At 71.0% G+C, this 24,382-nt stretch carries 23 protein-coding genes, 1 other RNA gene and 1 pseudogene; 14 read left to right on the forward strand and 11 right to left on the reverse strand.

Annotation, left to right across the window (positions count from 1 at the left end; all coding sequences use genetic code 11):
- Positions 1 to 161 precede the first annotated feature (161 nt).
- The 4 genes from G9Q41_RS16090 to G9Q41_RS16105 all read right to left on the reverse strand — a co-directional run bounded on the left by G9Q41_RS16090 (position 162) and on the right by G9Q41_RS16105 (position 1,281).
- The gene (locus G9Q41_RS16090; RefSeq protein ID WP_165633171.1) at positions 162 to 548 is read right to left on the reverse strand and encodes a hypothetical protein; all 387 of its coding nucleotides are present in this window, start codon (positions 546 to 548) and stop codon (positions 162 to 164) included.
- 112 nt (positions 549 to 660) lie between these two features.
- Positions 661 to 879 (reverse strand): hypothetical protein, encoded by a 219-nt coding sequence (locus tag G9Q41_RS16095; protein WP_165633170.1) that lies wholly within the window; start codon positions 877 to 879, stop codon positions 661 to 663.
- 31 nt (positions 880 to 910) lie between these two features.
- Entirely contained in the window at positions 911 to 1,114 is a 204-nt protein-coding gene (locus G9Q41_RS16100) for a hypothetical protein (RefSeq protein WP_165633169.1), read from the reverse strand.
- A complete protein-coding gene (locus G9Q41_RS16105; protein WP_165633168.1) occupies positions 1,111 to 1,281 on the reverse strand; it encodes a hypothetical protein in 171 nt (56 codons plus the stop codon). The genes G9Q41_RS16100 and G9Q41_RS16105 overlap by 4 nt, the downstream gene beginning before the upstream one ends.
- 188 nt (positions 1,282 to 1,469) lie before the next feature.
- Between G9Q41_RS16105 and G9Q41_RS16110 the strand changes: the two genes are divergently transcribed.
- From G9Q41_RS16110 to G9Q41_RS16135, 6 genes are all read left to right on the forward strand, one after another.
- Positions 1,470 to 2,318, forward strand: a complete 849-nt coding sequence (locus tag G9Q41_RS16110) for a helix-turn-helix transcriptional regulator (protein ID WP_165633167.1) — start codon at positions 1,470 to 1,472, stop codon at positions 2,316 to 2,318.
- 2 nt (positions 2,319 to 2,320) lie between these two features.
- Positions 2,321 to 2,512, forward strand: coding sequence for a DUF397 domain-containing protein (locus G9Q41_RS16115; RefSeq protein WP_165633166.1), 192 nt, complete (start codon positions 2,321 to 2,323; stop codon positions 2,510 to 2,512).
- A 116-nt stretch (positions 2,513 to 2,628) separates the two neighbouring features.
- Positions 2,629 to 3,087, forward strand: coding sequence for a nuclear transport factor 2 family protein (locus G9Q41_RS16120; RefSeq protein WP_165633165.1), 459 nt, complete (start codon positions 2,629 to 2,631; stop codon positions 3,085 to 3,087).
- A 364-nt stretch (positions 3,088 to 3,451) separates the two neighbouring features.
- A complete protein-coding gene (locus tag G9Q41_RS16125) occupies positions 3,452 to 4,042 on the forward strand; it encodes a TMEM165/GDT1 family protein (RefSeq protein WP_245695737.1) in 591 nt (196 codons plus the stop codon).
- 101 nt (positions 4,043 to 4,143) lie between these two features.
- Positions 4,144 to 5,199, forward strand: coding sequence for a saccharopine dehydrogenase NADP-binding domain-containing protein (locus G9Q41_RS16130; RefSeq protein WP_165633164.1), 1,056 nt, complete (start codon positions 4,144 to 4,146; stop codon positions 5,197 to 5,199).
- Between the two features lie 164 nt (positions 5,200 to 5,363).
- A complete protein-coding gene (locus tag G9Q41_RS16135) occupies positions 5,364 to 5,768 on the forward strand; it encodes a hypothetical protein (RefSeq protein WP_165633163.1) in 405 nt (134 codons plus the stop codon).
- Positions 5,769 to 5,817: 49 nt separating this feature from the next.
- On the opposite strand, the gene G9Q41_RS16140 is transcribed toward G9Q41_RS16135, so the two are convergent.
- The 4 genes from G9Q41_RS16140 to G9Q41_RS16155 are packed head-to-tail and all read right to left on the reverse strand — an operon-like array spanning position 5,818 to position 14,289.
- Positions 5,818 to 7,083 (reverse strand): TIGR02679 family protein, encoded by a 1,266-nt coding sequence (locus G9Q41_RS16140; RefSeq protein ID WP_165633162.1) that lies wholly within the window; start codon positions 7,081 to 7,083, stop codon positions 5,818 to 5,820.
- On the reverse strand, positions 7,080 to 11,288 hold the full coding sequence (locus G9Q41_RS16145; protein ID WP_207631193.1) for a TIGR02680 family protein: 4,209 nt from the start codon (positions 11,286 to 11,288) through the stop codon (positions 7,080 to 7,082). The genes G9Q41_RS16140 and G9Q41_RS16145 overlap by 4 nt, the downstream gene beginning before the upstream one ends.
- Positions 11,285 to 12,538, reverse strand: coding sequence for a TIGR02678 family protein (locus G9Q41_RS16150; RefSeq protein WP_347567568.1), 1,254 nt, complete (start codon positions 12,536 to 12,538; stop codon positions 11,285 to 11,287). The genes G9Q41_RS16145 and G9Q41_RS16150 overlap by 4 nt, the downstream gene beginning before the upstream one ends.
- Positions 12,535 to 14,289 carry a DUF2397 domain-containing protein gene (locus G9Q41_RS16155; RefSeq protein WP_347567567.1) on the reverse strand — a complete coding sequence of 585 codons (1,755 nt, stop codon included), beginning with the start codon at positions 14,287 to 14,289 and terminating at the stop codon, positions 12,535 to 12,537. Before G9Q41_RS16155 ends, G9Q41_RS16150 begins: the two co-directional genes overlap by 4 nt.
- Positions 14,290 to 14,426: 137 nt before the next feature.
- On the opposite strand from G9Q41_RS16155, the gene G9Q41_RS16160 reads away from it, so the two are divergent.
- Entirely contained in the window at positions 14,427 to 15,377 is a 951-nt protein-coding gene (locus tag G9Q41_RS16160) for a cobalamin biosynthesis protein (protein ID WP_165633161.1), read from the forward strand.
- A 303-nt stretch (positions 15,378 to 15,680) separates the two neighbouring features.
- On the opposite strand, the gene G9Q41_RS16165 is transcribed toward G9Q41_RS16160, so the two are convergent.
- From G9Q41_RS16165 to G9Q41_RS22425, 3 genes are all read right to left on the reverse strand, one after another.
- Positions 15,681 to 16,523, reverse strand: a complete 843-nt coding sequence (locus tag G9Q41_RS16165) for an SURF1 family cytochrome oxidase biogenesis protein (protein WP_165633160.1) — start codon at positions 16,521 to 16,523, stop codon at positions 15,681 to 15,683.
- Positions 16,524 to 16,641: 118 nt separating this feature from the next.
- Entirely contained in the window at positions 16,642 to 17,544 is a 903-nt protein-coding gene (locus tag G9Q41_RS16170; protein WP_165633159.1) for a fructosamine kinase family protein, read from the reverse strand.
- A gap of 114 nt (positions 17,545 to 17,658) precedes the next feature.
- On the reverse strand, positions 17,659 to 18,183 hold the full coding sequence (locus tag G9Q41_RS22425) for a low molecular weight protein-tyrosine-phosphatase (protein WP_165633158.1): 525 nt from the start codon (positions 18,181 to 18,183) through the stop codon (positions 17,659 to 17,661).
- A gap of 118 nt (positions 18,184 to 18,301) precedes the next feature.
- Here G9Q41_RS22425 and cobC point away from each other — a divergent pair, with 118 nt between their 5' ends.
- The 7 genes and pseudogenes from cobC to G9Q41_RS22755 form a co-directional block, all read left to right on the forward strand.
- The gene (gene cobC, locus G9Q41_RS16180; protein ID WP_165633157.1) at positions 18,302 to 19,396 is read left to right on the forward strand and encodes an Rv2231c family pyridoxal phosphate-dependent protein CobC; all 1,095 of its coding nucleotides are present in this window, start codon (positions 18,302 to 18,304) and stop codon (positions 19,394 to 19,396) included.
- Positions 19,393 to 20,256: a Nif3-like dinuclear metal center hexameric protein gene (locus G9Q41_RS16185; protein ID WP_165633156.1), complete on the forward strand. Its 864-nt coding sequence runs from the start codon at positions 19,393 to 19,395 to the stop codon at positions 20,254 to 20,256. The genes cobC and G9Q41_RS16185 overlap by 4 nt, the downstream gene beginning before the upstream one ends.
- Positions 20,253 to 20,987 carry a C4-type zinc ribbon domain-containing protein gene (locus tag G9Q41_RS16190; protein ID WP_092523165.1) on the forward strand — a complete coding sequence of 245 codons (735 nt, stop codon included), beginning with the start codon at positions 20,253 to 20,255 and terminating at the stop codon, positions 20,985 to 20,987. Before G9Q41_RS16185 ends, G9Q41_RS16190 begins: the two co-directional genes overlap by 4 nt.
- On the forward strand, positions 20,984 to 22,195 hold the full coding sequence (locus G9Q41_RS16195; RefSeq protein WP_165633155.1) for a bifunctional RNase H/acid phosphatase: 1,212 nt from the start codon (positions 20,984 to 20,986) through the stop codon (positions 22,193 to 22,195). Before G9Q41_RS16190 ends, G9Q41_RS16195 begins: the two co-directional genes overlap by 4 nt.
- 152 nt (positions 22,196 to 22,347) lie before the next feature.
- An RNA gene (rnpB, locus tag G9Q41_RS16200) (RNase P RNA component class A) lies at positions 22,348 to 22,735 on the forward strand.
- A 732-nt stretch (positions 22,736 to 23,467) separates the two neighbouring features.
- Positions 23,468 to 23,788: a hypothetical protein gene (locus G9Q41_RS16205; RefSeq protein ID WP_207631192.1), complete on the forward strand. Its 321-nt coding sequence runs from the start codon at positions 23,468 to 23,470 to the stop codon at positions 23,786 to 23,788.
- 36 nt (positions 23,789 to 23,824) lie between these two features.
- Positions 23,825 to 24,214 (forward strand): annotated as a pseudogene (locus G9Q41_RS22755) (hypothetical protein); the annotation flags it as partial.
- Positions 24,215 to 24,382: the final 168 nt, after the last annotated feature.

A 24,382-nucleotide genomic window follows, 5' to 3' on the forward strand; every position in this document is an offset into this window, starting at 1 on the left:
GGCGGGTTTTCCGATGTCGCCCTTATAGCCGCACCACTGTTTGCACACCGAGCACTGCGGCCACTCGGTCGCGTTGCCTTTACCCATTCTTACCTCCTGTGATCTTTCCGTGAGCCTGTTCGTTCGGCACTGTCGGCAGCGAGCACCTTTCGTGCGAGGTGTCAGACCGCGGACGCGGCCTGTGACTTGTGGTGCGGGCACTGCTCGGGGGTGTGGGGGTCGACGTGCAGGTACAGCTCACCGGTGGCCGTGGCGATCAGTGCGTCGATGGGCAGCCCGGCCGCCAGTGCGTGTCGGTCGCGGGCGGTGTCGCGCATGCCGGGTCCGTCGAGGGTCACGTCCCAGGGGGTGTGCCATTCGATGGCGATCGTGGTCGCGCTGTGGGCGGTGAGCTGCTCGGCGACCCATTCGGCCCTGGCCTGCGGGGTGGGCAGCACCGTCTCGGGGGAGTAGTTGCGGCGGAGTTTGGCGGTGCTGGTGTTGGTGCGCAGGTGTGCGTGCCAGTGCAGTTCGTGGTCGCGCCAGCGCGTCGGCAGAGTCTCGGTCATGGGTGTCTCCGTACGGGGGTGGTGGGAGCCCGGCCGATGCCCTCGGGGGCGAGCACCGGCCGGGCGGCGGCCCGGCGCCGGAGGCTGGGGCTCAACGGCGCCGGGGTGTGGACTACAGAGCGCGCAGCCCGCGCAGCACGCGGGCGAGCAGGTCCTCGTCCGGGTTCGGGTACAGCCCTGGGATAGGCTCGGGCCGCCGACCTGGCAGATTGGTCCTGCCAGGTCGGCGCTTCGCCACGGCCGACAGCGGCGATCGCCCCGTCCAGTGCGACCAGCGCGGCAACCGCACCACGGCAGGCATGATCTCGGTGGGTGCCGCGTCCGCCCGCACACCCACCTGCGACGGCGGGCAAGTCGTCGCCCTAGTCATCGACGCCGCCGTCGACGACTTCCGCGCCGTCGAGCTCGTCGGCGAAGCCACGCAGCCGCGCGGCGATCCGTTCGAAAACCGATGCCGCCTCCCGGCACTGCGCACCCGTGGCCGAGCCCCGAGCGAGGTCGTAGGCCAACTGTTCCATGCGCCACTGCTCGTGCGCGGCCCACACGGCCAGCTCACCCGACCTCATGCCCGCCCCCGAAGCGCCGCATCCAGCACGTCGCGGAGCTCGCGCGCCTGGGCGAACGTCCACCGCGTCCGGTTGAAGATCGTCGGCGTAGTGATCCGCCCCTCGCCGTCCACCTGCGACACCCGCAACGACACCGCCCCGCCCTCGGACCAACACGGCACCTTCACACCGGGACCATCAAGTGATCTGGATCTCGTCGACATGTCGTAGCCTCCGTATGCGCATCGAACATAGTCGTGTTCGATCTGTTCCCTGTGTTCTACGGAACAATAATTTGTCCCCTAGGACAAGGACAATGCTTCGATCGAGTGAACGCCTGGACACGGCCGTGGAGTCAGCAGCTAGGCTCTGTCTCATGGCTCGCACCATGAAGCATTCGCCACGCGTTCGTGCTCTCGGCGCTGAACTGCGAGAAGCGCGCGAATCAGCGGGGATGACCATGCGCGATGTGGCGCAGAAACTCGGATGGCATCACTCGAAGTACGCGAGATTCGAAGCAGGAGACCAACCGCCAACTTCGGAGCAGGTATCAGCCATTCTCGCGACCTACGGCGCTTCCGACTCCGAGCGCGAACGGCTTACGGAGATGGCCAACGAGATCGCTACCGGCGATGCGAACTGGTTGAAAGCCGGGTCCGGACACGATGAGCTGACGACGTTGCTGGAGTTCGAGCGCACCGCGACCAGCATCGTCGACGTGTCGCCGATTCTCGTTCCCGGCTTGCTGCAAACGTCTGACTACGCCCGCACCATCATGGCTGGCGAGCCGCCCGGCGAAGTCGAGCGCTTGGTCGCCATGCGCATCGGACGCCGCGATGTGCTCACTCGCTCGAAACCGGTGGACTTCACCGCGGTTATCGCCGAGAGCGCCCTCCGGCAACCGATGGGCGGCCGTGCGGTGATGGCTGACCAGCTACGTCACATCGCCAAGATGTCCGAACTCGACAACGTGACCGTGCACGTGCTCCCGCACGAGCTGACCAGCTGGACACCAGCACACGCCGGACCGTTCATCCTGTTCGACTTCGCCAAAACGGCCCCGATCGTGCACCACGAACACCTCAGCAGTTCGGCGTTCCTGTCCGGCCTCGGGGACATCCGAACACACCGCGAAGCGGCGGTTAATCTCCGTGAGGCAGCGATGAACCCGACCGATTCGGCCGAGTTCATCCTGCGCTGCGCGACCGATATGGAGGACTACTGAGCATGACGGTACACCCCGAGGGATGGCGGAAGTCCAGCCGTTCGTCGAAACAGACGAGCTGTGTCGAGGTCGGTCGGATCGGTGACGGGGCCGCGGTGCGCGACACCAAGGACCGCGGCCTCGGCTACTTCACCGCCGACCGGCAGCAGTGGCAGGCCTTCCTCGACGCGGTGAAGTCCGACCGCTTCGAGTGAAGCGCCGATCAGCACGGCGCCCCCGGAAGGCCTCCGGGGGCGCCGTTTTGCTGTGGCTAGGCTACCGACTCGTGGAGAACGGCCGTTGTCCACGTGCACGGAAAAGGAGAGGCAGCATGTCGGAACCACCTCCCCGGCCGCCGTTCGACGGGCAAGCGGCACTGCGCAAGGTCCGGGCCGCCGAGGACGCCTGGAACACCCGTGATCCCGAAAGGGTGGCGCTGGCCTACACCGCGGACTCGGTGTGGCGCAATCGGGACCGGTTCCTCGTCGGGCGGGAGCAGATCGTGGACTTCCTGCGCGAGAAGTGGAGCCGGGAGCTGGACTACGCCCTGCGCAAGGAATTGTGGACGTACAGTGACAACAGGATCGCGGTGCGTTTCCAGTACGAGTGCCGGGACCGCTCGGGGCAGTGGTGGCGCAGCTACGGCAACGAGATGTGGGAGTTCGCCGCGGACGGGCTGATGAGCCGGCGCGAGGCCAGCATCAACGATGTGCCGATCGAACACGCCCAGCGCCGGATCTTCGGTGCGCGCGGCGCGGACGAGTCGGAGGAGGTGCTGCCGCTGCGGTGAATCCGACGCTGGGCGGCCGGGTGCGCCCGCTCGGCCGCGCACGCGGACACGGAACGAATCGGGTTTAATTTCCTCCGTGCGCTGTCCGGCGGCGGCAGCGGTTTTTCCCTTTTCGGAAAAACGGGTTTCGCGGCGCCGAAACGATTTTTTGGCCCCGCGTGGTGAATGATTTTGCCGCGCCTTTTTCTCGGTTTCTGTTTGTCTTTCTTCTGCGGGTAGGTAATCTCCGTGGTGCGGTGCCTGCGGAGTTCGGTTCTGTCGCGAGGCGCCGTTCGGGCCGCTTCAGGAGGATTCGGAGCGCACGGGGACTTCGGAGTCCTCGATGCGCTCTGCGTTTCCCGGCCTCACCCGTGTTCGTGGAAAGGTGGACAAAGACGTGTTGGCGAGCTTCGCCGTGAGCTCGGTGGCCATTTTCCTGGCCGAATTGGGCGACAAATCGCAGTTATTGGCGATGAGTTTCGCCACGCGTTACCGAACCTGGCACGTGCTGCTGGGAATCACGTTGGCCACCGCGGTGGTGCACGCGGTTTCGGTGGCGCTGGGAATCGGGCTCGGTTCCGCGCTTCCCACGGACTGGATCGGGATCTTCGTCGGTGTGGCCTTCCTCGGTTTCGCCGCCTGGACGTTGCGCGGGGACGAACTCGGCGAGTCGGACCGGAGCAGGGTTCGGCGCGCGAAGGGGTCGGCGCTGATCGCGGTCGCCCTGGCCTTCACGCTCGCCGAACTGGGCGACAAGACCATGCTGGCCACGGTCACCCTGGCTACGCAGCACGAGTGGTTCGGCACCTGGGTCGGCTCGACGGTGGGCATGGTGCTGGCCGACGCGCTCGCGGTCGTGGCAGGCCTCGCGCTGGGCAGGTACCTCCCGCAGCACGTCGTCCGCTACGGTGCGGCGGCCCTGTTCGCGATCTTCGGGGCCTGGCTGATCATTTCCGGTCTCGGCAACGTGGGATAGGTTGGGCGCCGCTCGGGACGATCTCGCGGCGGACCCGTGACGTCCGCGTCCCGCCAGCCGGGACGAGGTCCCGGTAGCCACGTCGTTCGGAAGGGTGCCCCATGGTCTGGATGCTCTACGGAGCCACCGGCTACACCGGCAGGCTGATCACCGAGCTGGCCGTCCGGCGCGGTCACGAGCCCGTGCTGGCCGGGCGCGACGCGCGGAAGCTGGCCGACATCGCGATTCCGCTCGGCCTGGAGTACCGGACGCTCGACCTGCGGGACTCCGAAGGCCTCGAGCGCGGACTGCGCGACGTCGACGCCGTGGCCCACTGCGCGGGGCCCTTCTCCCGAACCGCAGCCCCCGTGGTGGAGGCCTGCCTGCGCACCGGAACCCACTACCTGGACATCACGGGCGAGATCGAGGTGTTCGAGGCGATCTTCGGGCGCGACGAGCGGGCCGTGTCCGAGGGGGTGACCCTGCTCCCCGGGGCGGGTTTCGACGTGGTGCCCACCGACTGCCTGGCGGCCATGGTGGCCGCCGAACTGCCCGGTGCCACCGATCTGGACCTGGCCTTCCACCCCGTGGGCGGGGTGAGCCCCGGCACGGTCAAGAGCGCCCTGGAAGGGGTCGGACTGGGCGGCCGGGTGCGCGTGGACGGCATGTTGCGCACGGTGCCGGTGGGCTGGCGCAGGCGCAGCGTCGACTTCCCCTCCGGGACGCGAACGGTGGCCTCGCTGCCCTGGGGAGACGTGGCGACGGCCCACCGCAGCACCGGCATAGGCACGATCACCACTTTCGCCGCGCTGCCCGGGCTGAACCGGATGGGCCGGCGTTCGGAAGGCGTGCTCGGCAGGCTGCTCGGCACTCCGGCGGTGCGCCGGGGCGCCGAGACCGCCGTCGACCTCCTCGTGCGCGGTCCGGCGAGCAGCACTAGGGCCAACGGCAGGGTCGAGGTCTACGCCGAGGCCGGGGACCAGGAGGGCAACGGCGTTCGTGCCGCGCTCGTCGGCCCGGACACCTACGAGCTGACCGCGGAGTCCGTGCTGCGGATCGTCAGCGCGCTGGAGCGGGGCGATCCCGCGGCCGGAGTGCGGACGCCGGCCACCGCGTTCGGGGCCGACTTCGTGCGGGAGCTGCCCGGAGTGCGGGTGGTGGAGCCCGAGCACTTCTGAGGAGGGAGGAGTCGGGGCTCGGTGGCCCGGTGACGACCGATGCTCCGAACGGATGATCTTTGTGCTCTTTTCCCCAGCGGCGCGTTCGGATTCAGTACTCTCGAGTTCAATGTCGTCACGGCAAGTGGCGTGAATTCGAACAGCCGAACCTAGCTGGAAACTCCATGACCGAGTACGCCGCCGATTCGATCGAGCTCACACTGGTTCCGGTCGACGGTACCGACAGTGTGGCGCTGGATCACCTCACCGGCGCGCTGGCGTGCGAACTCCGCGAGCTGCGGCTCGACTCGGTGGAGCGGTGCCTCCCGTCGCGGAGCGGGCCGCCGGGGCCCGCGGTGAGCTCCGCGGTGCTGACCGACGTCGGGAAGCTCTCCGTCGGAGGGCTGCTGTCCGGCTCGGGGGTCAAGGCGATGGTGGGGTTGGTGCAGTCGTGGCTGCGCCGGAACGAGCAGGACAGCGTGATCCTCCGGCTGGGGGAGGACCACGTGGAGATCACCGGTTCTCCGACGCGTCGCTCCCACCAGCTGCTGAAGGACTTCTACCGCAGGCACGGCGAAGACGGCTGCTAGCGCTCTCCGCCGCGGTCGGCGTGGCGGAGAGCGCCCGTGCGGCGGGGCTTCAGAGTCCGGCGCGCAGCTCGGCGAGCAGCTCGCCGAGCACCGTCTCCTCCTCGACGGCCCGCCCGGCCGTCGACATGAGCTCGGCCAGGTCCGGATCCCACGGGGTGTCCACGGGAGTTCCGTCCAGAATGGGCAGATCGATCCGTTCCGCGGAGGCGCGGTCCACCGCCGCGCGGTAGTCGGCGGCCGACATGCGCCACGGCGTGATCGTCCGGTGCGTCCAGAGGGAACGCATGGTCGCCATCCCGGCCCAGTCGAAGTCCCCGTGGTAGTGCAGCACGGCACCGTCCGCGCTCAGCAGGTCGAGCAGCTCCACGGCCGTGGTGGAGGGCCTTCCGGAGAGGCAGACCAGCGGGTGTCGTATCCCGCTCTCGACTGCCGCCTCCAGCACGCGCGGGTTCTCGCAGACAGCCACCACCGTGCCCGGTTCCACCAGCCTCTCCGGCGCGGCGCGCAGATCGAGCCCGGTCAGGTGCACGGGCAGCCCCAGCTCCGTGCGCTCCCGGATCGCCGCGGCCCAGCCGCCCCCATCGACCAGCGGAAGCGCCCAGCACAGCACGGTGGCCGAAACCGCGTCCAGCGAAACCCCGCAGGCCTCCCAAAGCGCGCGCCGCTCGCGCTCGTTGTTCGGCGGCTCGACGTCGTGGGCGACGGCGACGGCCCGCAGCACCACCCGGCTCAGCGTGGTGCCGTTGTCCAGCAGGTGAGCCCCACCCGCCGCCGTGGCCAGCTCCGCGCGGGAGTGCCACTTCCGGGGAGCGGCACCCGCCGTGAGCACCACCCGGGAGAGCACGGCCGCGGCTCCGGCGGCCACCGGCTCCAGGTCCTGCTCGGCCACTCTGCCGTAGTGGCGGATCCAGCGGATCCAGGGCTCGACCCAGGGGGCGTCGGCCAGGCCCTGCGCGGCCAGCGCCGAGGTGAACACCTCGGTGACCCGGCCGTGGCCGTCGGCGGGCGCCCCGGAGGAGGACTCGCGCGAGTTCACCGGCCTGCCGTGCAGGATCTCGAGCGCCTCCTCCAGGCCCACCCCGAACCGGCTCTCGCGCAGCGCCTTGTCCAGCTTGGACACGTTGATCCTCGTGCCCTGGCCCCACATCGGACGACCGTAGAGCTCGCCCACGGTCCGGCGCGTTTCCTCGTCGGGCAGTTCCAGCCGGAAGGTGGGCGGGCGCCCGGAAGCCTCCAGCGCCCGCCTGGCCTGCTCCCACAGTCCGCGCAGCTCTGGAACGTCCCAGGCCGCGCGCATCTCCTCGACGTCGCTCAATGTTCCGCCCGTTCCAGGCCGCGACCGTTCCACATCGTGTGGGTGCAGGCGATCCCGTGCCCACTTCGCGGTCGCAGCACGTCGTAGATGTGCATCGTCGGGATCTTGGGGGAGACGCCCCAACCGCTCGGCCAGGTGATCATCCAGTCCATGTCCAGGTCCACGAGCAGGCCGAGCATGCGCGCCACCGTCGGGTCGTCGAGCCGTTCGAACGCCTCGTCCAGCAGCACCAGGCGCAGTGGCTCGTGCCGGTGGGACGCCGACTCGATCGCATCGTAGAACGAGGCGGCCGCCGCGAACAGCGTCACGTAGGACACGAGTCGTGTCTCACCGGAGGAGAGCTGCCGCAGCCGCCGGACCCGCGCGGCGCCGTCCGGGCCGGTGTCGCGCACCCGCACGGTGAACTCGTACCACTTGCGGTAGTCCAGCGCGTCGGCGAGGATCTCGGCGTAGCCGCCGGAGACGCTCTCCCGCTGCGACTCGATCAGTTCGGTGAACACCCTGCGCAGCAGCGCGTCCTGCTCCTCGGTCCGCTCGGCGAACGAAGTGCGGATCACCTCGATGGCCTGCCGCATGTCCTCGCCGAGCGCGGTGGCCGGTTGCCAGTCCAGCTGAACGTGGACCCCCTGGCTCGAGCGCGCCCCCTCCAGCACGCGGTTCATCCGCGCGCACAGGTCCCCGGCCGTGGCCATCTGGTCGCGCAGCCGCTCCGCCAGGTCGCGGATCAGGTAGTCGGCGAAGATCGTCCGGTACCGCTCGTTGAGGTACTCGCGCTGCTCGGCGAGGCGCTCGGCGATCTGTCGGGCGGCCTCGGCCACGGGCAGCGGCCCCTCCTCACCGATCACCGTCACGGTCAGCGCGCCGCCACGTTCCTCGGTGGTGATGTCGTAGTGGCCGCTCAGCGACTGCTTCAACGGGTGAAGCTTGTCGTGCACCGCCTTGGCCCCCGGAGCCGCCGAACCACCGGCGGGCACGGACAGCAGCGCCTCGGCGGCCTCCTCGGCGTCGGCGGGCCTGTCGGGCAGTTCGCCCCCTGCGACCTCCGCAGCGGCGGCCCAGAAGGCGGGCAGCTCCAACGACTCCCGGAAGGAGGACACCGCCTCCTCCGCCGCGGACTCCCGGCGGGAGAGCCGCTCCCGAGCGGAGGTCAGCTTCTCGGTGAGCTTGCCGACCTCCTCCCGCGCGGCCGAGGCCCGCTCCCGGAGAGCGGGCAGTTCCGTCCGCAACCGTTCGCGCTGCCCCTCGAGATCGGCGACCTGCTCGGCCACCTGCCGCCCCTCGTCACCGATCGAGGCGGTCAGCTCGGACAGGGCGGCGGCCTGCTCCGCGTGGTGCTCGCAGTGCTGCTCGGCCACCGACTCGGCGGCCATCCGATCGGCCACCGTGGCGTCGTGGTGCAGCGCGGTCGCGCGGAGCTGCTCGAGCGTTGCCAGGCAGCGCTTCTCGACGGCCTCGCGCAGCGATTCCAGCACGTCGCGTGCCTCGGTGGCTGCGGTGTTGGCGGCCCGGAGCACCTCGCTGTCCGCCTGCAGCCCGGCCTGGCCCGCGGCCCTCGTCAGCTCGGAGTGGACCGCCTGCCAGCGTTGCTCGGCCTGCTCGTAAGTGCCGCGCAACTTCGTCGCGGTCCGGTGGGAGTCGTCGGCGTCGTCCACCGCGCTGGCGAGCCTGGCGTGCGCGCTGAACAACTCGCCGTCGTCCGGGTAGGACTCCAGCTCCCGCTCCAGGGTCTCCGCGTGCCGCACCGCCCTGGCGTGGTGCCGCTCGGCCTCGGCCAGCTCCGAACGCAGTTCGGCCAGCTCCTGCTCCAGCTCGGAGACGCGCCTGTCCCGCGCGGCTCGCCGCGCCCCGGCGCCCACGTACTCGGCGGTCTCCTTGGCCCACGTCCCGGACAGCACACCGCAGCGCCAGCGCCCCGCGGTGTCGACGCTCGGATCCCCCTGCTCCGCCCCGACGGCCACGGCGCGAAGCAGTGCCGCGAGGCGCTCCGGGGAGACGGGGCAGCCCGGTTCCGGCGCGGGAACCAGCAGCTCCTCCAGGTTCCTGCCCCGAACCGGTTCGCCGGGGGTGGCGACCAGCTCGGCCGTGTCCGGGGACACGGCCACCCCGTCGGCGCTCACCCACGCGTTCAGCAGGCCGCTCGCCTGCAACGCCCCCTCCAGCCGGGCGCGCTCGCCTGCGGAGAGCGACTCCGCGAAGTCGACCGTCCTGTAGAACGCGGCCCCCTCGGAAGGCTCCCTTCCCGCGGTCGCCCAGAAGGGGCCTGCTGGTTCGGGGTCCACCCCGGAGCGCGCCTCGGCCAGCTCGGCCTCGCGATCGGCGATCCTCGACCGGCTCTCGGTGACGGTCCGCTCGGCCGCGGCCGCCCGTGCCCGCGCGTGGTGCAGCAGCGGCTGGGCCCACTCGCGGATCCGTTCCCGTCCGCCCCTGGCGGCGAACTTGTCCGCCACGAGCTCCTCGACGGCGGGAAGGGCCGGTGGTTCGCCGAACTCCGCCGCGCCCGCCTCGAGGGCGCTGCCGCGCCACCAGGTGTCCAGCTCGCGCACCAGATCCGTGGCCGTGTCCGTCAGGTCCTGGCGCACCTGGTTGCGCCGCGCGGCCGCCTCCGTGGCCGTGACCCTGGCCTGCTCGGCCTGCCTGCGCGCGTCGTCGACCTCGGCCTTCTGCCGGTCGGAATCGACAGCCTGCTGATGCAGCGCCAGCGTGAGCGCGGCGCGCTCCCGCGCGGTCTCGGCGGCGTGCTCGGCCCGCTCGTCCACCTCGCGCAGCTGTGCGGCGAACTCCTCGGTGTCCGGCTGCGGTGGCGTGTGCCGCTCCACGGTCAACCACTCGGAGTCCGAGTCGGTGGTCGCGCGCACGTACTCCGAGTGCGTGGTCGCTTCCGCGCTGGGGACGGCGGGCACGGCTGGCACCAGCGATCGGTCCAGCCCGGACGCGGCCAGCCGCTCGGCGGCCCGCCCGCACTGCTGGCCCACCGCGTCGACGTCCGAACTCAGCCTGCCCAGCATGCCGAGCACCGTGGACGCGGACCGCTGCTCCTGGTCACGATGGTTTCCGGCAGTGTGCAGCGCGTTCTCGGCAGCCGAGCGCGCGCTCTCGACCAGGGCCCTGCGGTCGTGCAGGTTCTGCAGCTGGGTGTAGGCCGGGCTCTGCTGCAGCGCCTGCAGCGAGGACTCCAGCTCCCGGTCCCTGCGCTCCAGTGCGGAGATCCGCTCCTCGGAGTCGGTTCGCGCGGACTGCTCGGACGCGCACCGCTGCTCCAGCTCCTCGATGGTGGAGCGCAGCTCCCGACACTGCTGCCGCGTCGTGCGCACCGCCTCGGCCCCGGAGCGCAGCAGACCGAGGGCGTACTCGGAATAGGTCGCCATGAACGTGGTCAGCGCGGTGTCGGCCGTGGTGAGCCGCAGGATGTTCTCCCGGATCGACTCCAGGTCCTCGAAGGAGGTGGCCAGCCGCTGCACCAGCGTCGAGTCCAGCGGGGGCAGCGCGTCGGACAGGATCTGCTCCAGCTGCCCCTCCTGGACCTTCAGCCCCACGTCCGGATTGCGCAGCGTGCGCTGCAGGTGCAGCAGGTCGCCGTAGCGCTCGGCGCTTATCCCGTAGACGAGCTCGGCGATCCTGCCGCGGAAGGACTGCTCGTCGAAGACGTGCTCGGCACCGAGCTCCTCCCGCAGCTGGGTCGGGCCGAGCGGGACCTCGCCCGACCCGATCAGCCGCAGATCGTGTTCCATCCGCCGGTCGGTGATGAACCGCCACGAGTCGCTGATCTGGTTCGAGGCCGCTGCCGCCTTGACCCCGACCCCGCAGGTCAGGAACTGCTCGGTTCCGTCGTCGAGCCGTCGGCTCAACTCGATCCAGGCGTAGCCGATGCGATTGCCGCCGCCCTCGCGCTCCTCCAGCATGAGCCTGCGCATGCTGACCGTGTCGAACCCCTTGGAGCCGATCTGCCGCAGGTCCCCGTCCAGGCAGAGCGGCAGCAGCAGCTCCAGGGTGCGGGACTTGCCCGAACCGTTGGTCCCCTGGAAGATCGCGCGACCGCCGTGCAGATCGAACGTCTGGTTCGTGTACTGCCAGATGTTGATCACACCGCCCCTGCGCAGCCGCCAGCGGTCCGCGCGACCGGAGTTCTCGGCGCCGTCGAGACCGGAAGCGGCGCGGCGGTGCCTGCCGCCCGCGCCGTCGAGCTGTGTCACCGCTTCGGTGCTCAATGCGGGGTTTCTCCTTCCGGAAAGTCGAACAGGGCCGGGGCCGGCGGCTCCGGGGAGGGGAGCGGCTCCGGCTCGGCGGCGGGACCGGGGTCGCCCTCCGGGATCGGGAGCCAACGGTGTGCGCTCGGGCTGAGCAGCCAGTCGTCGGGTTCGCCGAGATCGTCCGGCGCCAGCACGCCCACCCGGCGCAGCAGGTCCACCACCATTCGGATCAGTGAGTCCGGATCCTCGGTGGCGCGCCGCGACCACGTCGAGGGGTGGTTCTCCAGCAGCCCGGTGCAGACCCGCGTGAAATCCTGCCACGTCACCGGATGCCGGTGGTCCCCGGCGCGGGGAGTGGTCGAGTCCAGCAGCTTCGGCAGCGCGAGCTGCGCGATGCGCGCGACCGTCGACGTGCCGGGGAACGGGGTGTCGGTGAGGTAGTCCTGCGGATCAGCGGTGGCGATCCCCTCCGCGCGGGACTCGGCGACGATGCCGAAGTACCGCTCCAGCATCCGCGCCTCCCTGGCGCGATGCCTGCGCAGCCAGTTCACCTGGCTCGCGGGCAGGTCCTCGTAGTGCACCACGGGATCCTCGACGAGCCTGCGGCGCACCGCCTGCTCGACCGTGGCCACGTGCGACCCGGTCGCCCCGGAGGACAGCGCCACCAGGTGCTCGGGCCCGGTCGCCTCGGCCAGCGGACCGCTCAGCAGCTGACCGAGCAGATCGGTGTCGACCGTGATCAGCGCTTCGGCCGCGGAGTCGTTCGCCGACGGCGCGACCGTGCCCTCGGTCTCGGTCAGCACCCCTAGGTCGACCAGGTGACGCAGCGCGGCGGTGAGCGCACGGCGGTCGGTGGGGCCGTCGTCGACCACCACCCCCGCCTCGGAGGCGGCCGAGCGCACCTCGGAGATCAGGCGGGAGAGCAGCACCTGCTTCCCGCTGCCGGTGAGCGTCGCCAGCGTCAGCGCCACGTACGCGTAGCCGCGCGGGGACAGCGCGGGAACCGCCCTGGTCGGATCCGCGCCGGGGCCGGACTTGTACAGCCGCGCGTAGCGCCGGTGGATCACCAGCCGGTAGCCGAGCAGCGTGCTGAACATCTCCTGCAGCACGGCACGGTGCCGGTAGATCATCCCGAGCAGCTCGCCGTCCTGGCTCTCGGTGTGCAGCAGCGGTCTGCGCAGCAACGCTCGCGCGCAGCGGACCACGTTCGCCGCATCGATGTCGCCGAGCCGGTCGAAGCCGTCGATGCCCTGCTCCCCTCCGCTCACCGGGCGGCTCCACTGATCCTGTCCGAGGCCCCGTCGCGTTCGGCCGGGTGCGCGTACCCGTCGGTGACGTCCAGCTCCACCACCGTGTCCTCCAGGGTCAGCTCGCCTGCGTCCCCAGTTATCCGCGTCGTCCGCTCCGGGGCGTGCCGAACGGTCAGCCGCAGCCCGTGCACGGGTTCCGTGGCCGTGCCCGCCTCCTCCGGGGAGTCGCGCCCGGCCATCGCCAGGCTCAACAGCTCGCACAGCATCTCGAGGGCGTCGGAGGAGACCCGCAGCTCCTCCGGATCCGCCCGGGATGCAGCCAGCTCGGCGGCGGCCGCGGCACGGCGCTGCTGGTTGGCGCGCTGCTCGTCCAGCAGCTGTTGCTCGGTCATCGGGTCGTGCAGCACTCTGGACGTGCCCCCGCGCGCGCTCCGGTCGGAGCGGTTCCGCACGTTCACGGGGACCTCCGTGCGCCTGCCGTCCTTCCAGCTGGTGGTGTGCTCGTCAGCGTCGTGCTCGGGAGCGGGCTGCACGCAGCGCGCCGAGTACAGCCCGAAGGCCGCGGCGTGCAGTTCGTGGGCCTCGTCCGGGGTGGAACGGTCGAACCAACGCGCCAGCTTCAGCAGGTCACCGCGGTGCCCCGGAACCGGGCCGCCCCCGGAGGTGGCGTGCTTGACGCTGGCGAGCAGCGAACCGATGGCCCGAGCGGTGGCCTCCCGCAGCGCCGAGACCTGACTCGGCCGCCCCGGCGAGTCCAGGAACCACTCGGTGAGCTCCTGCCAGTCGGCGGCGGTGCGCCCGCGTGCCCGCTCCACCTCGGCGCCCAGGTCCTCCTCGGTGCCCAGCGCGGTGAGCAGTTCCTCCCTGCGCGCCGCGAGCGTTCGCAACGAGGCCGCCACCGGTTCGGTGTAGCGAATCACGTCCTCGACGACCGCCTGGATGTACTCGACCAGCAGGTTGCGGAAACCGGAGATCTCCTTCGGGGCGAGCTGGTGCCGCGTCACCACCTGGCCCAGATAGGCGTAGAAGTCCCGGACCGTGGCCGCGAGCTCGGAGTGCTGCAGGAACACCGTGGTCACCTGCTCCGCGAGCCGTTCGCGGGCGCCGTCCGGGGCGGACTCGGCGGAAAGGGCCGCGGGCAGGAGTTCCACGATCTCCTGGAGGCCGCGCTCGACGGCAGGCAGCAGCTCCCGCGAGACCTCGCGCGCCCCCTCGGGGACGCGCAGCAGCGCGTCCACGTCCCGCTGGACCCGCACACCCAGTTTGCTGACCTGGAAGCGAGCGCTGCCGTGCTGGAACTCGGCGATGCTCGAAGCGACCGTCTCGCGCCGCCCGAAGGTCAGGTTGCCCCACTCGCGGAGCTTCCGGAGCCGTTCGACCACGGTCGGCAGCTCGGACTCGCCCGGGGCGATCCGGCCCTCCCGCTCGGCCACGGCCAGCGCCCCGGACACCTCGGAGGCGGACAGGTCGGCGAGCAGCGTCGAGGTGAACAACCGCATGATCGTGAGGTAGGTGCGGTGCCCGCTCACCTGGAGGTGGCGGTAGAGCAGCAGCCTGCGCTCGTCCGACTGCTCGTCGGGGGCGAGCTCCTCCTCGCTTCCCGGCGCGCCGCGTTCCCCGCCCGGGAGAGGGGGTTCGGGGGGCTCGCTCGCCGGGGCGGAGGAACCTCCGGTGGAGTTCCGTTGTGTGACGGAAGGCCCGTGCGACCGGCGGCCCGCCTCGGTCACGGTCTCGGTACGCGGCTCCACGGCTTCGCGATCGACGGTCACAGTCGGCCACCATAAACCCGCGTCGTCGGCGGGCCGAAAACACTCCGTTACCGGTTCCGGGGGAACTCCGGGGGAGTCCGACGGGACGGTAGCGTTCCGCGACGGATCGGCGTCGAACTTTCCGAGGAGGGAACGCGGTGAACGCGGGGAGGGCGGTCGGACTGCTGCTCGGGGTGGCCGCCGACGCGGTGCTGGGCGACCCCGAGCGGGGGCATCCGGTGGCCGCTTTCGGACGGTTGGCCGAGCGCGCCGAGCGGGTGGTCTACCGGCCGAGCCGTTCGGCCGGTGTCCTCTACACGGGCGCTCTCGTGGGAGGCAGCATCGCGCTGGGTTCGGTGGTGGAGCGGTCGGCCCGCCGCGGTGGTCCGGCGACGCAGGCCGCCCTGACGGCCGTGACCACCTGGACGGTGCTCGGCGGGGCTTCGCTCGGGCGCGAGGGGGCCGCGCTGGCCCGTCATCTCGAGTCCGGGGAGTTGGAGCAGGCACGTGTCCGGTTGCGCGGCCTGTGCGGCAGGCGCACGGAGGAACTCGATCGGCAGGGGGTCGCGCGCGCCACGGTGGAGTCCGTGGCGGAGAACACCTCGGACGCCGTGATAGCTCCCCTGCTCTGGGGAGCGGTCGGCGGGATTCCAGGGCTGCTCGGGTATCGGGCGGTCAACACCCTGGACGCCATGGTCGGGAACCCGAGCAGTCGCTACAGGCGGTTCGGCTGGGCGGCCGCTCGGGCGGACGACGTGGCGAACCTGCTGCCCGCGCGGGCCACGGCCGGGCTCACGGCGCTCTGCGCTCCCGTGGTCGGTGGTTCGGCCGCGGGCGGTTGGCACACCAGGCGCAGGGACGCCGCGGCTCATCCCAGCCCTAACGCCGGGCAGGTGGAGGCCGCTTTCGCCGGGGCGCTGCGCATCCGGCTGGGCGGGCGCATCGACTACGGGCACACGGCGCAGACCCGTCCGGTCCTGGGGGAGGGCCGCACGGCCGATGGCGGTGACGTCACCCGCAGCGTCGAGCTGTCCAGAGTGATCGGCACGGTCGGCGGGGCGCTGGCGGCCGGGGTCGCGTTGTTCACGGGGAAGTCCCCACGTCGGTGATCCCGCCCCGCCGGGCTCCGCCAAGCAACCAGCTACTACAACCGAGTCCCCGGGAGATCCGTCACTCCAACGAAAATGCTCTGAGCCTACGCAATCGGCACCGCCGAGAAGCCTGTCGCTCCAACGCAGGTGCTTACGAGCCTGCGCAACCGGCACCGCCGCGGGTTCTCTCGTGGTGCTCTCGCGAGGAAGGCCCGACGTTGTGTAGATGCCCTACCCGATGTCGGGCCTCCCCGGAGCGAGAGCCCGCGAGAGGTTCCGCCACGCAACCACCCACGCAAACCGAGCTCACAACCCCTGACATCACCCGGTGTTCTCGCGCTCCTGCCGCTCCTCGGCCGCTATGGCCTCCGACACGGAGACGCGGGATTTCTTCCTCGGAGCGGTTTTCCCCTCGTGGGTTTTCCCGGAGCCGTCGCGCGGGGTGCGGACCTCGCTGTAGATCAGGTACACGACCGCGAGCGGGGCCATGATCCCGAAGATGATCCACTGCATGGCGTAGGAGAGGTAGGGGCCGGATTCCAGGCGGGGCAGCGGGATGGGTTGCAGGCCGCCCGGCTGGTTCTCGACGAGGGTGAAGTACCCGGAGCGCAGTGGGATGTCGACCCCCTCGCCCACGGTGTTCGAGTTGATCGCGTAGGTCCAGCGGTGCCCGTCGTGCCGGAAGAGGGATCGGTTCTCGCTGTCGTGCTCGTTCAGCCGGATCCGCGCGGTCAGGCGCACTGTGCCCGAGGGGGGTGCGGAGTAGTCGGGAGCCCTGGTCGACTGCACCGGGCGGATGAAACCGCGGTCCACCAGAAGGGTTTGCCCGTTGCGCAGCCGGAACGGGGTCAGCACCTCGAAAGCGGGCTCCCCGCGCACGCTGCGCTGCCAGGCGAGCGTCTCCCCGTCGGGCAGGTAGCGGCCGGTGAAGCTGACCCGAGTCCACTCGTCGGACTCGTTCGGAGGGCTCCCGCGTTCGAGGACCTGGCTCAACGGCTGCGGATCGGCCCGCATCGACGCCCGAACGGCCTCGTTGCGCGCCTGGGTCTCGGTGTGCCTGCTGAACTGCCACGGGGCGAGCACCGTGAAACAGATCGTGGAGAAGACGCCGACGAGCAGGATCAGCCCGATCCAGCCGGGGCGCAGCAGAAACCCGAAACGCACGGGTCCACGGTAGGCCGTGTGTCGACTCGCGCCGCACCGGGCCGGTCGTTCGTGTGACGAAGCCCCCGTGCGGGAGCCCGGTCGAGCGGGCGGACCGGTGCTCCCGGGACGGGTCCCTTCAGAGGGTTCGCAGCGCCTCCTCCGCGACGGTGACGGCCCGCGTGGCGAAACTCCTGCCGAAGAGCACGCCGTGCACCAGCAGCGGGAACAGCTGGTGCAGCCCCACGCGCGAGCGCCACCCCTCCGCGAGGGGTGCTTCGCTCTCGTAGGCGTCGAGCACGGTGTCCAGCTGGGGGCAGCCGAACAGCTGCAGCATGGCCAGGTCGGTCTCGCGGTGTCCCCCGTGGGCGGCCGGGTCGATCGTCCACACCCGCGTGCCGCCGCCCTGCGGGTCGCTTCCCCAGTGCACGTTTCCGCTCCACAGGTCCCCGTGGAGCCGGGAGGGCGACTCGTCGGCCCCGGGGAGGTCGTCGAGACGCTCGCAGACCCGGGTGATCGTCTCGGACTCGGACGGGCGCAGCGTTCCGGAGTCCACCAGGCTGCGCACGTACGGCTCGACGCGGAGGGTGCGGTAGAACTCCGGCCAGTCGCGGCAGGCCTCGTTGCGCATCTCGGCGAGACCGATCCACGCGTCCCGGGGTCCTTCCGGAGGGGGACAGCCGTGCGCCTCGGCGCCGGAGGAGTGCAACCGGGCGAGCCCGCGGCCGAAGTCGGCGGCCGCCTCGCGGGTGGGGGCGGCCGATTCGACGTGCTCGGTGACCAGCCACCGCTCGTCGGCGCCGTGCACATGCGGGACCCGCACCGTGCGGGACTCGGCCAGCCAGCGCAGCGAGGCCGCCTCCGCGTCCAGCGCCCTCGGCATGTTCTCGGGAGCGGCCTTGGCGAAGACGCGCTCGCCGCTGTCGAGGGTTACCTCGTAGGCGGCCGAGGCGTCCCCACCGCCCAGTGGCCGTACCGCTTCCGGGCGGGCACCGGTGAATCCCGTCACCGCTTCCGCCAGTCCCTCGGGCACGCGCTTCAACGCTCACCTCCCGGTGGTGCCGTGCTTGTCGTTCGGTGTTGCGCGGAACGTCCCGCCCGGCGCCGGCCGCGGGCCGAGCGGTCCTCTCGGTCCTGCTCCGGGGAGCCCCGCGGATCAGGCGGTGATTCCGGAGGAGCCCGCGGAGCGGGGTTCGCCCAGATGCGTCCGCAGCCAGTCCAGCACGCCGGGCACCGAGGCCTCGATCATCTCCATGACCCGGTCGAAACCGCGATCCCCGCCGAAGTAGGGGTCCGGGACCTCCGCCCACTCGTCGGCCTTCGGGTCGAAGGAGCGCAGCAGCCGGACCCGGTTCGGATCGGCGACGGCGTCGCGGGCCACGCGCAGGTGCCCCGCGTCCATGGCGAGCAGCAGATCGGCGCTCAGGTGGTGCTCGTCGAGCTGGGCGGCGGTGTGCTCGGTCGGGTATCCGTGGTCGGCCAGCACGGCGCTGGCGCGCGGGTCGGCCGACTCACCGACGTGCCACGGCCCGGTGCCCGCGCTGGAGACCTCCACCCGGTCGGCCAGCCCCGCTTTCCGCAGGTGCTCGCCGAACACGAGCGCGGCCATCGGCGAGCGGCAGATGTTGCCGGTGCACACGAACGACACGTGGAAGGGCTTCGTGCTGGAGTCGAATGTCACGTGCTCCAGTGTCCCGTTCCGCCTCGGTCCCGAAAGCGCGGGTCCCGCGGGTGTTCCGGCCGGTCCGCGGGCCCCGTGTGCGTCCGGAGCACGGCCGCGGACGGCTAGACTGCCGGAGATGACTAGCCGGGACGACCGAGACGCGCTGCGCCACCACGGTGACGTGGACGCCCGCTCCGGTCTGCTCGATTTCGCCGTCAACGTCAGGCTGCGCAAGCCGCCCGAGTGGCTGCACAAGCGGCTGGTCGCGGCGCTGGACCGTCTCGGCAGCTATCCGACCGCCGCGGACGACCTGGCAGCGCGCCGAGCCGTCGCCGAGCGGCACGGGCGCGCTGAGGACGAGGTGCTGCCCCTGGCCGGTGCGGCCGAGGGGTTCGCGTTGCTGCCCGCGCTGCGGCCCCGTTCGGCGGCGCTGATCCACCCCTCCTTCACCGAGCCCGAGCTCGCGCTGCGCAACGCGGGCGTCGAGGTGACCAGGGTTCCGCTGGATCCGGACGAGGGGTATCGGCTCCGCCCCGAAGAGGTTCCGGAGGAAGCCGATCTCGTCGTTCTGGGCAACCCCACCAATCCGACCTCGGTGCTGCACTCCGCGGACGCGATCCGGTCCCTGGCTCGTCCGGGGCGGGTGCTCGTGGTCGACGAGGCCTTCGCCGACGCGGTGCCGGGGGAGCGGGAGTCGCTGGCCGCGGAGCGGGTTCCGGGGTTGCTCGTGCTGCGCTCCCTGACCAAGATGTGGGGACTGCCCGGACTGCGGATCGGTTACGCGTTGGGGTCGCCGGAGCTGCTGGAACGGCTCACCCGGCTCCGTCCGCACTGGCCCGTGGGTACGCTGGGGCTGGAAGCCCTGATCGGGTGCTGTGAGCCCGCGGCGCTGCTGGAGTCCGAGCAGGCAGCCGCGGAGATCGCCGGATACCGCGACGAGCTGATCACGGCCCTCGACACGGTTTCCGGGGTGGAGGTGCTCCGCCCGGCGGCGGCCCCCTTCCTGCTGCTGCGTGTTCCCGAGGGCGAGCGGGTGCGTGAGCTGCTTCGTGAACGGGGCGTGGCCGTGCGGCGGGCCGACACCTTTCCCGGACTCGACGGGCGACATCTCCGCGTCGCGGTCCGGTCCCCGGAGGACAACGCCGAGTTGGTCGCCGCCCTGCGTGGGGTTCTCGGTTCGCGGGAGGCGGCCGGAAGTGCAGCGACGACACGGGAAGCGACTACGGAATGACCGCACGGATCGAGGACGTCGTCGGAGCGTTGGAGACCTCCTACCCGCCGGATCGGGCCGAGTCGTGGGACGCGGTCGGCCTGGTGTGCGGTGATCCCGCCGCCGAGGTGCGGCGCGTCGCGTTCTGCGTGGACCCCGTCGAGGAGACGGTCGACGAGGCCATCGACTTCGGCGCCCAGCTGCTCGTGGCGCACCACCCCCTGCTGCTGAGCGGTGTGCACGGTGTGCCCGCCGACGATCACAAGGGCAGGCTCGTGCACCGGATGATCCGTTCCGGTCTCGGGCTGTACTGCGCGCACACCAACGCCGACACCGCCAACCCCGGCGTCTCGGACGCCCTCGCGGCCGAGCTCGGGATCACCGTCACGGGGCCGCTGCACCCGCACCGGGAGGGGGCGGACACCGGCCTGGGGCGGATCGGCACGCTCGCCGAACCCGAACCCTTCGAGCGGTTCGTGCGGCGTGTCGCCGAACGGCTGCCCGGCACCGCGTGGGGAGTCCGGGGAGCCGGGGACCCGCAGCGCCCGATCGAGCGCGTGGCCGTGTGCGGAGGTTCGGGGGACTCGAACCTGGACACGGTCGTCGCGGCCGGGGCGGACGCCTACGTCACGGCGGATCTGCGGCACCACCCCGCCGCCGAGCACCTGGCGCGCCAGGAGGTGCCGGGCGAGCGGGTCCCCAACCTCGTCGACGTGGCCCACTGGGCGAGTGAGTGGCCGTGGTGCCGTCAGGCGGCCGATATCGTCACGAGCGCGCTGCCCGACAGCGTCGAAGTGCTCGTCTCCACACGTCGCACCGACCCGTGGACGGTGCACGCGCACGGCACCGCCACCACCGAAACTGGGAGGATGCCCGAGTGAAAGCCGATCCCGCAGCACAGCGCAAACTGCTCGAACTCGCCAAGGTCGACGCCGAGCTCAACCGGATCAATCACCGCAGGCGGACGCTTCCGGAGCTGGAACGAATCGGGGCCGCCGAGCGCGACGTGCGGGAGAAGCGTGACGCGCTGGTCTCTGCGCAGACCTCGCTGGACGATCTGCAGCGCGAGGTCGAGCGCCTGGAGGGCGAGGTGGACCAGGTGCGCTCACGGCAGCAACGGGACCGTCAGATGATGGACTCCACGGGGGCTTCCAAGCAGCTCGAGGACCTCGAGCACGAGATGCAGTCGCTCAGCCGGCGGGAGGCCGAGCTGGAGGACGACATGCTGGAGGTTATGGAGCGCCGCGAGGCGCAGGAGACCGACGTCTCCCACGCGCGGGAAGCCGTGAACGCGGCGGAGTCGGAGCTCGAGGACGCCCAGCACAGCCGGGACGAGGCCGTCGCCGATCTGGACAGCGACGAGGCCAAGCGCTCCGCCGAGCGCGAGGCCCTGGTGTCGGGGCTGCCCGAGGACCTGTTGAACCTGTACGAGCGGATCAGGGCCCAGCGGGGAACGGGCGCCGGGTTCTTCCAGGGCAGCCGGTGCGGGGCCTGCAGGCTCGAGGTGGACCGCGCCGCGCTCGCCTCCATCCGGGAGGCGGCCGAGGACGACGTGATCCGTTGCGAGGAGTGCGGCGCGATCATGGTGCGTACTAAGGAATCGGGGCTGTGACTACGCGAGTGATCATCGAGGCGGACGGTGGTTCGCGCGGGAACCCGGGACCCGCCGGTTTCGGCGCCGTCGTGCGCCGGGAGGACGACGGGCAGGTGCTGGCCGAGCGCTCCGGGGGGCTCGGGCGGGCCACCAACAACTTCGCCGAGTACCGGGGACTGATCGCCGGGCTGCGGGCGGCCAGGGAACTGGGCGCGACCGAGGCCGAGATCCGCCTGGACTCCAAGCTGGTCGTCGAGCAGATGTCCGGCCGGTGGAAGATCAAGCACCCGGACCTGCAGCCGCTGGCCCGCGAGGCCACCCAGCTCGTGTTCGGGTTCGTGTCCGCGAACTTCCGGTGGATCGCTCGGGAGTACAACAAGCACGCCGACAGGCTGGCCAACGAGGCGATGGACGCGCAGGAGCGCGGTGACGAGCCGGATCCCGAGGCGGACCGGGCCGTCAACGAGGAGCTCTTCTCGGTCGGGTCCCCGGCCGAGCCCGCTCCGGCCGAGTCAGCCCCGGCCGAACCCGCTCGGACCGAGCCGGCCGGGGAGCGGAGCGGATCGGCGGTGCGCAGCTGGACCGGAGCCGTCGGTTCCCCCACGCGGCTGCTGTTGCTGCGGCACGGCCAGTCGGCGCTGTCGGTGGACAAGCGCTACTCCGGTCGCGGGGACGTGGCCTTGACCGAGCTGGGACAGCGGCAGGCCCACGCCGCGGCCAAACGGCTGGTTTCCACGGAGGGAGTGGCCACTCCGGACGGTTCGGCCGTGGTGCTGAGCTCACCGCTGGCTCGTGCGCGCGGCACGGCGGAGGCGGTGGTAGCTGCCACGGGTGGGGAGCTCGTCGTGCACGAGGGGCTGGTCGAGACCGACTTCGGCTCCTGGGAGGGGCTCACCTTCACGGAGGCCTCCGAGCAGTACCCGGAGCTGCACCGCTCCTGGTTGGGGGACCCCTCGGTCGAACCTCCGAACGGGGAGAGCCTGAACACCGCGTTCGAACGGGTGCGGGGCGCGCTGAACGGGATACTGCGCGACTACGCGGGCAGAACCGTCGTTCTCGTCACCCACGTGACCCCGATCAAGGCGGTGCTGCGCACTGCGCTCGCGGCGGGGCCGGAGCTCTTCTACCGGTTGCACCTGGATCTGGCCTCGTTGTCCGCGGCCGAGTTCTACCCCGATGGCAACGCCTCGGTGCGGTTGGTCAACGACACCTCGCACCTGCAGTGACCCCGCGGGCACGGGTCGCCGCCGCGACCCGTGCCGCCGGAATCGCGAATCGCGCCCGTCGGGGCGGGGAAGGGTCCGGAAAGCCGGGATGCCCGTTTCCCGGGGCGGGGAATGTGGTCGGTGTGCCGCGTGTTCTAAGCTGGGGGAGCGGACGAGTCGACCGGGCGGCCGCGGCGGGACCCTCCCGTCGAGGAAAGTCCGGACTCCACAGGGCAGGGTGGTTGCTAACGGCAACCAGGGGTGACCCTCGGGAAAGTGCCACAGAAAGCAGACCGCCCGGCCGATTCGGCCGGGTAAGGGTGAAAGGGTGGTGTAAGAGACCACCAGCACCCCTGGTGACAGGGGTGGCTCGGTAAACCCCACCCGGAGCAAGGTCAAGAGGGCGCCTTCGGCGTCTGCGCAGGTGTTCGAGGGCGGCCCGTCCGATACCTGCGGGTAGACCGCTTGAGTCTGTCGGTGACGGCAGGCCCAGATGGATGGTCGCCACGCGGAAGGTCGCCTTTCCGCGTACAGGATCCGGCTTACAGGTCGACTCGTCCGCTTCCCGCTTCCGCGCGCTCCGCGTCGACGCGCGCGGACCTTCTTCGCGAGTGCCGCGCCGGCGCGGACCGGACCGCCGGGCGTGCCAAGCGAAGCGTTTTTCACTCAATTGCCTGATCGTGTTCCGCCAGGCGGAAGTGCCAAGCTGTTCGATCGGCGGTGCCTCGTCACCGCGTTCGCCGAAGGTGTCCTGCCGAGCCGGTTTCCTCGTGGTCGGCGGTGCGGGCTGCGGCTCGTCCCTCGGAAGCGGGAGGAGCTCGAGTCGCCGCTCACCGCCGTCGCTCCCGTTCGCGAACCGGCCCTCGGAGGCGGTGCCCGGTGGGCTCGCCGGGGCGTGTGAACGGAGTCCGCGATCATGGGAAGGTTTCACGAAAGTGTGATGCCGGATCGGGCATCATGGATGATGAAGGACACGTGTCGACGGATGTCGAGCGAACCGTGACGAGTCGTGAAAGGACGGTCCTCGGTTGGTGAATCGCACGAACCGGCTCAACTCGACCCGCCGGACACACCGGACGGACTCGACGGAGCCGCTCGTACGGCGGGGGGCTACTCCGCACGAGTGTCACTCATCGTCGACAGGCATGCTGTGGGTGTGACACGTTCCGCGCCACACCCGGTGGACGCTACCACTACCGCAGTTGGACGTGTCATGTTCTACACGACATCGTGTGCCGGGCTACCCGGTGAGCCGAGGAAAGCCGACACCCGCTCGTACACAGAGGTAATCCAATGACCGCCGTGCCACAGCAAGCACTCGAACAACTGGGTGCGTTCGCGGGAACGCACCCACTGGTCGGGGTGCTGGCCCAGACCAACCTGGACACCGACGGCATTCGAGGGTGGATCCTGGACAACCTGCTTCCGCTGCTGCTGCTGACCGTGGCTCTGCTGTTGCTGTGGCTGGGCGGAGGCAAAGGGGACAACGCGGGAGTGATGCGCCGCGTGGGGGGCGTTTTCGTGGCCCTGGCCGTGATCGGGCTCGCCGTCAGCGGTACCGGTGTGGACATCGGAACCTTCATAGCCGGCCTGTTCAGCACCAGCAGCGGGTGACAACCGGCGCGCGGTCGATGGGCAGGTGGCAAGGATATGCAGGTACGTACCGACGACGAGGTCTACCGTGTGGACGCGGTATGGCTCGGTCCGCCGAAGGCGACGTTCCCCTGGCGCGCGCGCTACGTCGCGTGGGGCGTGGGCATCCTGGTGTTCCTGCTGGTGCTCGCGGCCGAGCGCAGGATGAACATCGGCTTCGGGTTCTTCTCCACGGGCTGGGCACTGGTCATCACGATCGCGCTTACACGTCTGATCTGTTCCCGAATAAGCCACGAACGGCCGCTGAGCGCGGTGCTCGTCATGTGGTTGCGTGAACTCACGGCCCCTCGCAGAGCGGCGTCCGGGAGAGGAGGAGCGGTCAGCGCCGCGAAACTCAGGGTGAGAGCACAACGTCCACGTCCGCGCCCCAAGAAGTCCAAGCGCTCCGCGCGGAAGCGCCCCCCGACTCCCGGAGCGCAGACACCACCCGACAGGACGGGCGGCCCCGGAAGAACGCAGGACCGTTCCGGGCGTCCGGCCAACGAGCGGGCAGGACGTTCCGGCGCCCCGCCGCCCCAGGGGCGGGAAGCCGCTCCGGCACGACGCAGGCAGCGC

This window comes from Actinopolyspora sp. BKK2, from assembly GCF_011291845.1.
Lineage (GTDB): Bacteria > Actinomycetota > Actinomycetes > Mycobacteriales > Pseudonocardiaceae > Actinopolyspora > Actinopolyspora saharensis.

Coding starts and splice junctions, on each gene's coding strand:
- G9Q41_RS16130 (WP_165633164.1), top strand. CDS start 4,144: ATGGTCTGGATGCTCTACGGAGCCACCGGCTACACCGGCAGGCTGATC.
- G9Q41_RS16090 (WP_165633171.1), bottom strand. CDS start 548: ATGACCGAGACTCTGCCGACGCGCTGGCGCGACCACGAACTGCACTGG.
- G9Q41_RS16110 (WP_165633167.1), top strand. CDS start 1,470: ATGGCTCGCACCATGAAGCATTCGCCACGCGTTCGTGCTCTCGGCGCT.
- G9Q41_RS16120 (WP_165633165.1), top strand. CDS start 2,629: ATGTCGGAACCACCTCCCCGGCCGCCGTTCGACGGGCAAGCGGCACTG.
- G9Q41_RS16115 (WP_165633166.1), top strand. CDS start 2,321: ATGACGGTACACCCCGAGGGATGGCGGAAGTCCAGCCGTTCGTCGAAA.
- G9Q41_RS16205 (WP_207631192.1), top strand. CDS start 23,468: ATGACCGCCGTGCCACAGCAAGCACTCGAACAACTGGGTGCGTTCGCG.
- G9Q41_RS16100 (WP_165633169.1), bottom strand. CDS start 1,114: ATGAGGTCGGGTGAGCTGGCCGTGTGGGCCGCGCACGAGCAGTGGCGC.
- cobC (WP_165633157.1), top strand. CDS start 18,302: ATGACTAGCCGGGACGACCGAGACGCGCTGCGCCACCACGGTGACGTG.
- G9Q41_RS16185 (WP_165633156.1), top strand. CDS start 19,393: ATGACCGCACGGATCGAGGACGTCGTCGGAGCGTTGGAGACCTCCTAC.
- G9Q41_RS16135 (WP_165633163.1), top strand. CDS start 5,364: ATGACCGAGTACGCCGCCGATTCGATCGAGCTCACACTGGTTCCGGTC.